At 35.4% G+C, this 9813-nt stretch carries 8 protein-coding genes; 4 read left to right on the top strand and 4 right to left on the bottom strand.

Features of this window, described 5'->3' with window-relative positions; genetic code table 11:
• The 4 genes from ACR2F7_RS06770 to ACR2F7_RS06755 all read left to right on the top strand — a co-directional run.
• A partial coding sequence (locus ACR2F7_RS06770; RefSeq protein ID WP_432712823.1) for a tetratricopeptide repeat-containing sensor histidine kinase occupies positions 1 to 1569 on the top strand: 1569 nt, incomplete at its 5' end.
• A gap of 9 nt (positions 1570 to 1578) precedes the next feature.
• Entirely contained in the window at positions 1579 to 2247 is a 669-nt protein-coding gene (locus ACR2F7_RS06765) for a response regulator (protein ID WP_432712822.1), read from the top strand.
• Between the two features lie 115 nt (positions 2248 to 2362).
• Positions 2363 to 3427, top strand: a complete 1065-nt coding sequence (locus ACR2F7_RS06760; protein ID WP_432712821.1) for a type I restriction endonuclease — start codon at positions 2363 to 2365, stop codon at positions 3425 to 3427.
• Between the two features lie 474 nt (positions 3428 to 3901).
• Complete coding sequence (locus ACR2F7_RS06755) at positions 3902 to 5014, top strand: Fic family protein (protein WP_432712820.1); 1113 nt, start codon at positions 3902 to 3904, stop codon at positions 5012 to 5014.
• Between the two features lie 52 nt (positions 5015 to 5066).
• Here ACR2F7_RS06755 and ACR2F7_RS06750 read toward each other — a convergent pair whose 3' ends face one another.
• The 4 genes from ACR2F7_RS06750 to ACR2F7_RS06735 form a co-directional block, all read right to left on the bottom strand.
• Positions 5067 to 5903, bottom strand: coding sequence for a hypothetical protein (locus ACR2F7_RS06750; RefSeq protein WP_432712819.1), 837 nt, complete (start codon positions 5901 to 5903; stop codon positions 5067 to 5069).
• Positions 5904 to 5905: 2 nt separating this feature from the next.
• Positions 5906 to 8464: a TonB-dependent receptor domain-containing protein gene (locus ACR2F7_RS06745; RefSeq protein ID WP_432712818.1), complete on the bottom strand. Its 2559-nt coding sequence runs from the start codon at positions 8462 to 8464 to the stop codon at positions 5906 to 5908.
• The gene (locus ACR2F7_RS06740) at positions 8445 to 9416 is read right to left on the bottom strand and encodes a FecR family protein (protein WP_432712817.1); all 972 of its coding nucleotides are present in this window, start codon (positions 9414 to 9416) and stop codon (positions 8445 to 8447) included. Before ACR2F7_RS06740 ends, ACR2F7_RS06745 begins: the two co-directional genes overlap by 20 nt.
• A gap of 7 nt (positions 9417 to 9423) precedes the next feature.
• A partial coding sequence (locus ACR2F7_RS06735) for an RNA polymerase sigma factor (RefSeq protein WP_432712816.1) occupies positions 9424 to 9813 on the bottom strand: 390 nt, incomplete at its 5' end.

The raw sequence follows: 9813 nt of genomic DNA, 5'->3' as shown, positions 1-9813 counted from the left end.
AAAGACCTTTTGAAAGAATATAACAAGGCAAATGATTTTTATGATGAGGTTCGTTATGATAGCGCTTTTTACTATTACAATAAAGTAGCCTTAACCAGCCGTGATAGTCTATTGGTTGGAAAATCTTTGTTTAATATGGCTATCACCCAATCTGTAATTGGCGATTACTTTGGTAGTGACGAGTCTGCTATAATGGCACTGAACTATTTTGAAAGAACAGACCCCACTTATTTTGCAACGGTTTATAATACCATCGCAATCAATAAAACAAGTTTAAAAGCTCACCGGGAGTCGATCGTTTGGTATAAAAAATCACTTGCTTTTTACAAAGATAAAGACAGCTTAACGTGTAAGAATAACCTGGCCGTGGCCTATTTCAGGTTAAAAGAATATGACACTGCTAAATACATTTACCATCAGCTGCTTAAAGAGGAGAATGTTCAAAATAACCCCATATTATTGGCAAGGGTGGCTGATAATTTCGCCTTTACTAAATGGCATCAAAATGCCAATTACAAGGCCGCGCCGGAATTCTTAAAAGCATTGAAAATTCGCAAAAAAGAAAATGATTTTTGGGGACAAATAGCAAGCTTTGGTCACCTTGCAGACTATTATAGTCAAAGCAAACCTGATTCGGCCTTGTTATATGCGCATCAAATGTATCAAATAACAAGCAAATTAAATAGCCCAGACGACAGGCTGGAAGCACTTCAAAAAATCATCAGGTTAAGTGAGCCAGAAATCATAAAGCGATATTTTGATGTTTACCAAAAATTAGGTGATAGTGTACAGGAGGCGCATAGTGCAGCTAAGAACCAGTTTGCCCTCATCCGTTACGAAACAGAAAAACATAAGGCAGATAACCTGAAGTTGCAACATGAAAATACCGAAAAAAGGTATCAACTTATTATAGTATTGGTCATTACTTCCTTACTGCTCATTGGAGGCCTATTTTGGTATAAAAAAAGGAAACAAAAGCTAGCGCTGGAGGCACAGCACTCCATAAGAGAAAGTCAGCTTAAAACCTCAAAAAGAGTACATGATGTGGTGGCCAATGGTTTGTATAGGGTAATGACGGAGATAGAAAATCAGGAGCATTTCAATAAGGAACTTACATTAGACAGAATAGAAGATCTCTATGAAAAATCAAGAGATATTTCTTACGAAAACGAAAAACCTACCCTAACGCCTTTCCATGAAAAGATATCAGAACTGCTCACCTCTTTCGCTACTGAAGGCACTAAAATATTAATCGCAGGAAATGCACCAGAATTATGGGAAAAGGTAAATACGAATACTCAATATGAAATAGAGCATATTCTTCAAGAACTCATGGTTAACATGACAAAACACAGTGGTGCCAGCAATGTAGGTGTAAGATTTGAACAGAACGCACATCAAATCTATATTTATTATACAGATAACGGGATTGGTATGAAGGAAAATGTTTTAAAAAATAATGGTCTTCGAAATACGGGAAACCGTATAAATACCATAAAAGGAGCAATTATCTTTGACTATAAAGCAGAAACAGGATTAAAAATTCAAATTTCATTCCCCGTTTCTTAACGTTAATCAATGATGTTCAAAAAAGTATTAATTGCTGAAGACCACGAAACGACCAGTATTTCTATAAGGAAAACAATGGATGATTTAGGTATTGCAAAAACTGAATATACCTATTACTGTGACGATGCATTAATGCTGATCCAGAAAAATGCGACTACTGAGGAGCCCTTTGACTTACTGATTACCGACTTGTCTTTTGAGGAAGATCACCGCAAGCAAAAACTTGCAGGAGGAATGGAATTGGTTGAGGCTGTTAGAGCTATACAGCCCAATTTAAAAGTTCTTGTATTCTCAGCAGAAAATAAGGCAAGTGTTATTGATACCCTTTTCAAGCAATTAAAAATTAATGCCTTTGTGCGTAAAGCACGGCATGATGCCAAAGACCTTAAATTGGCTATTGAGACCATGGTTAAAAATCAGCCTTACATTTCGGCAACATTGAAGCATATCATTAATCAAAAAAATGCTTACGAGTTTACAAGCTTCGATATCACCATTATTTCCTTATTATCGCAAGGTACCCTGCAAAAAGAAATTCCAGTTTACCTTTTGGAAAATAACATCAAACCATCAGGTTTGAGTAGTGTTGAGAAAAGGCTTAACTACATGAAAGAGGCGCTAAATTTCTCGAAGAATGAGCAACTGGTGGCCTATTGCAAGGATTTCGGGATTATTTAAGGCCAAGAAACTTAGGTATATTATGCTGAAAAATTTATGGTCTTACGGGTTCCCGTAAGAAATAGACCTCAGTTTATGATACTTTTGATTAACAAAATTTCAGAACTACGGCAACATGGATTTAAAACTTAAACTAGAACAACTTCATCAACGAGTAGTCGGATTGAAAGATCAGATTAATACTGAAGAAGCAACGAAGAATGCCTTTGTATTGCCATTCATTCAAATTTTAGGCTACGATATTTTTAATCCTACCGAAGTAATCCCAGAGCACATTTGCGATATTGGGACCAAAAAAGGTGAAAAGGTAGATTATGTAATCCGCAAAAACAATGAGCCCATTCTTATTTTTGAATGTAAACATTGGAAAGAAAACGTAGAGGCGCACAATTCTCAATTACACCGTTATTATCACGTTTCAAAAGCAAGATTTGGTGTATTGACAAATGGTACAATCTATAATTTTTATGCTGATTTGGAAAAGCCGAATATTATGGATGAAAAGCCATTCCTAACCATAAATATAGAAGATCTTAAAGATAATGCGCTTAAAATTCTGGAAAGCTTTACCAAAAACGAATACAACCTAGAGACAATCCTAGATTCTGCTGAAGGACTGAAATATATAAAAGCTATCCGTAAGGAATTTGAAAAAGAAATTGACCATCCTTCTGATGAACTCGTTAAATTGTTGGTGAACAGGTTTTTTGAAAAACCATTAACGGCAAATCGAATGATTGCCTTTAAAGAATATGCTAAAAAAGCCTTAACACTTTCTATCAATGAATCAATTAGTGATCGATTAAAATCTGCCTTAAACATCAACGAGAAGATTGAAAAACAAGAAGACAATAATGTTATTCCTGTTATTGAAAATAATGATACTTCTAAAATCATCACTACAGAAGAGGAGCTAGATGCCTTCCAAATTGTAAAAGCTATTTTACGTGAAAAAATAGCTTCAGGACGAATTGCACCAAGAGATACTCAATCTTATTTCGGCGTTCTTCTAGATGATAATAATAGAAAACCTATTTGTCGTTTCCACTTTAATACCGCTAATAAATACCTGGAAACTTTTCAAAATGGGAAAGATGCCGGTGAGAAAAAGCAACTGAATAGCCTAGATGAAATTTACGATTTCAGGGTACAATTACATCAGACAATAGATAATTACTAATAAAAACGTTAGCTCTCGAATAAGTGTGTAGATTGGCTTCAAATATTTTGAAGCCGTCTCACATTTAATAAAATCCCTCCTTACTACCTCTAACTGACAAATCATTTTTCTATTAATAAGACAAGAGTCTACCTTACCGATATTCATGCATCAATGTCTCCAGCAATGAGATACCACTAATTGGTACCTCGCTCAGCGACTAGTTCAATACAGTAGCTAAAGATGCTTTGAATAATTCCACATTGATCCCAAAAATTTAATGAATATAAGATTTTACCCAGATTGTTTGGTCAATGCAATAGACATGTTCATATTTATTGAAAAACTGGACATACACTGATGAAGTGTTCATCTACGAAGCGGCAATTCAATACGTGTTCACTTTTTTTAGATAAAATGGACAGATCACACATTATTGTCCATTAAATATCTCTATTTTTGATAAGCGTCCATTATTAAGCTAAAAATGAACATATGGCCTACGATAGAAAACAACCTTTTAATGACCTTCCCCTATTGCCGCCATCTATTAATGTAGAAGAAGATATAGAAGTAATGAAGAAACTCGTTACTGCATCTCGGGCATTGGCAACCATTAATTCAAGTATCCATCGGTTGCCAAACCCCACCATGCTCATTAATACCATCGCTTTACAAGAAGCACAAACCTCCACCGCCATAGAAAACATATTTACTACGGAAGATGAACTTTATAAAGCAGTTTCTGAAACAATAAAAGAAGAAAACATAAGACCTGCCACAAAAGAAGTATTACGCTATAGGGAAGCTTTGTGGGAAGGTTTTAATATCATTAAGAATAGTGGAATGATAGACTTGGACTGTGTAATCAGTACATTCAGACAGATCAAAAACTCCACTGCTACCATCCGACCACCTCAAACGCTTACGGTAATTAGAAGGGGACAAAGCGAGTTCAGGTCGGGAGAAGTGATCTACACCCCTCCAAGGGGAGTTGGCGTCATAGAAGCCAAAATGAAAAACTTAATTGAATACCTGAACGATGACAACAAACATTCAGCAGATCCCCTTATCAAAATGTGTATAGCTCATTACCAATTTGAGGCAATACATCCATTTTCCGACGGCAATGGGAGGACAGGAAGGATCTTGAACCTCTTATACTTGGTCAACAAAGATCTATTGGGACAACCAGTACTATATTTATCAAAATACATTATGATTAACCAGGAAGATTACTATCATCACCTCAGTGGGATAACACAAAGGGGATCATGGAAACCTTGGGTACTCTATATGTTAGACGCCGTTGAAAAAACAGCAGCACTTACTAACCAGCTTATCGTTAGTATAATTAACCAAATGGAGGCAACCCTTGCTCACGGTAAGTCCAACATCAAGTGGTACAACAAAGAGGTAAATGAAGCCATTTTTAGCCAACCTTATATCAAGCCTAAATTAATTGGAGATCTATTAAGTGTTACCTCCAGGACAACACTTACCAAGTATTTTAACGAGCTGGTTAACGCAAAAATATTAAGCCCAAACAAGGATGGCAGGGATGTATATTATATCAATGATGACCTGATACAAATTTTAAAAGGCTAATTCTTCCTCATATCGAGATATTATTGCTGTTGTTAAATACATCACAAGCTCTTTATAAATCACTTGCCTTATACCTGCCAGAATCTATATCGGTGACAGAAAAATAACCCTGAGCATTTCCAGATACATTTCCTTCTACATTAACAGGAACCGCGGAGAAAAGGCCGCTCCAATCGGTCTCCATAAATACAGAATAAAGATATTTAGCATAATTTTCTGAAAGAGAGATCTTATAAATTGTAATAAAGTCGTCTTTAGCTAAGATAAAATCTCTTTTGAGGTTATTGAGGGGATAAAGAGAGTTTGGTGAACCTAAAAAATGTGTATAACTATAATATATCGTTTGATCGAAGTTTGAAGGATTCCATGCCGGAATCCCTGAATAAGCAATAAACCACTTATTTGGATTCAAATAACCAAAAGTATGTTTAGGAATCACCCCCTTCACTGAATTATCTGCTTGCTTCAAAACTGATAAGGGTAAAAAATCATCTACAATGTTGATCACTTGCCTTAGTGTATCAACCGCGGTGTAAGTTTTATTATTGTATTGAATAGTTAAAGTATAAGCTTTATTATAATTGGGATCATTTCTATTGGTTGCCATATAGATACCGGGAGAACTTTCGCGAAAAATCAAATCAGATTTTCCATCATTTACAACTACTGAAGCATTTCTAATTGGCATAGGTGTAGAATCAGGGTGTAATGCGGGAATTGTTAGCCGGATATATTGTGATGCAAATAAGGTGTTTATTCCTCCCTCCACAGCTATATCATATTTCCTGCTAGGTGTTAAAAACGACTCTTTTTCAAGGATGCTTTTTTTGCATGATGAAAACATTATGGCAGAAAAAAGAAAGATAAACAGTAGTCGAATGCTATTCATATTTAAATTTTGAAGCTATAAGCAATCCATGGATATAAGCCAAATGCATATTCAAAAGTGTTTGGTTTATTCTCAAATGAGGATGAGTTTAAATGATAATATAAGGCATTTTTCCTGTTGTACAAATTATACAGCCCAACAGAGACTACACTTACAAGAGACCTTTTAGAGGAGATATCTGATTTAAACCGGTATTGAGAAGAAATGTCCAACCTACTGAAATCAGGAAATCTTGAGGTATTTCTGCCCTCAAAAATGGGAACATTTAATCCATCATGCTGATAATAGCCCACAGGCAAGGTAAGTGGCCTCCCGGTAGAATAAGTGAAAAAGGATTGAAAGGAAAGGCGCTCACTAAAGTTATATTTAACTACTAACTTTATTTCATGAGGTATGTCATAATTAGCCGCAAATCGATTTCCATAATTGATATCTCCAATCTTACGGTAGGCTTTAGAATAGGTGTAGGCTAAATTTCCAGAAACCCTGCCTGTTGATTTTTCAATTTCAGTTTCTATGCCATATACATTAGACGTTCCGGACCTTAACTGAGCTGCAACATCCGGATTGCGTATAATCTGGGCATGGCCAATAAGCTCCAGCTGATTCTCCAATTTTTTATAATAAGCATTTGCAGAAAACATAAAATGATCAGGAGAATAACGATATCCCAAAGAAAAATGAGCTGATCGCTGCGGTTTGATAGCCGTGGAGGCCGGTATCCAGGATTCAAGAGAAGAAAATGCTAAGGGGTTATTTTGAATGAGTTGGAGATATTGATAATTAAGGTTATAGGTTATAAAAACCCTTTCATTATTACCCGCCAGGTAATTAAAATTTACCCTTGGTTCAGGATTTATAAAGGTTTTTATCTCCTCTTGCTTAAGTAAGTTCCCCGACTCATCAAAAACGTTTCGCTTCTCCTGTGCGTTCCTGAACATGCTTAACCTTAAGCCATAATTTAATTCAAAAGACTTTCCCAATGAAAGTTGCTGGGAGTAGTACAATGTTGATTCAATCGATTTGTTTTTTGCAATGTTAAATTCAAATGATTCCTGCTTATACATTTCACCAGGCATAAACCGGTGAAAGATAGAGGATGCACCAAATTTGATTTGATTGCCTGGGCTACTGTAATAAGTATAGTCTGCTTTTACGGTAAAATCTCTTACTGCAGTTTGCCATTGGCTTTTCTGCGATAGTGTATCTGCATTTAGGTCTAGCAGGTTACTATAATTGCTAGAAATAGCAGAAATATTAGCGAATAATTTTGAGCTAAAAACATGATTCCAACGGAGTGTCGAGGTTAAATTACCCCAATTATTTGAATAATTATCCGTCGACAGCAGGTTGTCTTTACCAAGATAAACAGAATAAAATAAAGTGTTATTAATGTTTAATTTGTAATTGACTTTTGCATTGATATCATAATAGACCGACCGTGGATTGAAGAGCTTTAATTTATTATGAAAAACATCTAAAAGACTGCGTCGATAAGCGACGATAAAGGATGCTTTATTTTTTACGAGCGGCCCCTCAGCCGATAAACGTGCAGACATTAAATTTACACTTCCACTCAGGTGATACTCCTTGCTGTTTCCTTCCGCCATTCGATTCACAATGACCGAAGATAGTCTGCCGCCGAAGTTTGCAGGCATATAGTCTTTGTATACCTGAATATTGCTGATTGCATCAGGATTGAAGATAGACACAAGGCCATACAAATGAGAAGGATTATAAACGATGGCTTCATCAAGAAGGATAAGATTTTGATCTGCATTACCTCCCCTTACAAAGAGGCCTGAGCTTCCTTCAGTGATGGCTTTAATGCCGTTTTCCATTTGCAGTTTTTTCAATATATCGGTTTCTCCTGCATTATAAACCGTATTGTAGAGCTGATTTTGTGTAATATTTTGCTCGTTAAATAGGATGGGATTTGGTGTTAATGTAGATTGCATGATCACCACTTCCTCCAATTGACGTTCCTGAAAAGATAATTCAATTTCATTAAGCAGGTCTTTGTCCAGCCGAATAAACTCCTGCCTCGTTTGATAACCAGCATTAGAGATTTGAATTTGATAATTACCTTCAGGGACTGAAATGGAATAAAAGCCATATTGATTTGCAATGACCCCTATTTTAAGCGAAGGAATTTGTACCGTTGCCCCCATCAACACTTCGCCACTTGCCTTATCAAGTACATGCCCATGTATAGTCCATGTGATTGGTTTTTTTGGGGTAATTACAATATCATTACCAATTAGGCTAAAACCTAGGCCAGTGCCGAACAATACTTCTTCTAATAGCGCCCCAAGACGCATATGGGAAACGTTGATCTTAGCGTTATACTTTGTGGAGAGCTGATCTGAAGCATAAGCAAAATTGATATTGGTTTTTAATTCAATTTTACGAAGTGTATTTATTAAAGAATCAGCAGGTAGGTTGATAGTTACCTCTTTCTTTAAATGGTCAACTTTTTGTCCAGATACGTTTTTTGTAAAGGATAATATTGAAAATAACGTAATTAAAAAACATAGATACTTAAAGGTCCGATAACACATAGGTGTCTTTATCTTTTGTTACTTTACATTGCAAAGATGCAGAAATTACTGCCATTGCACTATCTATATTTTGGTAATGCAATTTTGCTGTTAATTTTCTGTTTTTCAATTTATTACCATTAATGGAAATCGTGGTTTGATAAACTTTTTCAAGCTGCACGGCAACCTCTTCAAATGGCACCTCATTAAATATAAACTTCTTATCTACCCAAGCTTTATAATTTACATTGCTGTTATTAGCTGATCTTAATTTTTCTGTATGAACAGAATAAAGGCCCACTTGTCCTTTTTTTAGCAATACTTGTTGCTTTGATTCTAAATGTCTTAAAGCCACTGAGCCGTCTGCAACAATAATAGATACTTCTTTATCATTTCTCAATACATTAAAACTAGTACCAATATCTTTGGCATCAACATTTCCCATATCAACTACAAATTGAGGCGCATGGTGATTAATTACATGGATAAATACTTCACCCTTTAAAAGTTCAAGTCTTCTATCCGTTGTAAAGTTTTTTTTATTATACCTGATGGTAGTAGCCTTATTCATATTTACCTGCGTTCCGTCTGGCAAAGTAAGCGCTGTTAGGGAATTATCCTTTGTATTGATCACAACATATTTACTATTGCTATCTAAAAAGTAATAGCCCACAGAAAGGATAATAAGCACTGCAGCGGCCAGTTTGTACCAAGGAAAAACAGTTTTCTGTCTGATATGGAGCTTTTTATCTAATGATTCCCAGGAAGACTGCGTATCATAACGATATTTACTGTTTATTTTATCTAAATTAACCTGGACATTAACATAGTCTTGAAAAACTCTTTCATTCGCTTTATCTGCATTTCTCCAGCTATCAAGAAGTATTTTATTTTCTGGCGTAATGGTCTGATCAATGCTTTCAATAATCAAGCTACAAATCAATCCATCATTTAATTCAGATTCTTTCATCATGTCCTTTTTAAAGCTTAATTTTAAATAGCATAAATAATATAATAATGGACTCTTTATGTTTCTCCAGATGTTCCCTTAACTTTTGAAAACCATAGGTTAAATGATTCTTTACAGTCTTGATTGAAATATTCATTTGTTCAGCTATTTCATGCTGCTTCAATTTACCAAAACGACTTAAATACATCACATTCTTACATTTTTCTGGCAGCAACTCCAGTGCGCGCTCTAAGCCCACCAATAACGCTTCTTCAGCATTTTTTGAGCTTTCATCATGATCAACTTCCTGCTGTTCGGCCATATATTTTAATCTCTTTGCTGTTATTAACTTTTCCTTTTTAATATAATTCAGCGACGTATTGATGATTGCTTTGATTAAATAACTCTTTACAGAATGTTG

The sequence above is a fragment of the Pedobacter sp. genome, assembly GCF_045628745.1.
Lineage (GTDB): Bacteria > Bacteroidota > Bacteroidia > Sphingobacteriales > Sphingobacteriaceae > Pedobacter.
Note: the sequence above shows the minus strand (reverse complement) of the source record. Positions and strands in the feature narration are given on the sequence as shown.

Coding starts and splice junctions, on each gene's coding strand:
- ACR2F7_RS06765 (WP_432712822.1), top strand. CDS start 1,579: ATGATGTTCAAAAAAGTATTAATTGCTGAAGACCACGAAACGACCAGT.
- ACR2F7_RS06760 (WP_432712821.1), top strand. CDS start 2,363: ATGGATTTAAAACTTAAACTAGAACAACTTCATCAACGAGTAGTCGGA.
- ACR2F7_RS06755 (WP_432712820.1), top strand. CDS start 3,902: ATGGCCTACGATAGAAAACAACCTTTTAATGACCTTCCCCTATTGCCG.
- ACR2F7_RS06750 (WP_432712819.1), bottom strand. CDS start 5,903: ATGAATAGCATTCGACTACTGTTTATCTTTCTTTTTTCTGCCATAATG.
- ACR2F7_RS06745 (WP_432712818.1), bottom strand. CDS start 8,464: ATGTGTTATCGGACCTTTAAGTATCTATGTTTTTTAATTACGTTATTT.
- ACR2F7_RS06740 (WP_432712817.1), bottom strand. CDS start 9,416: ATGATGAAAGAATCTGAATTAAATGATGGATTGATTTGTAGCTTGATT.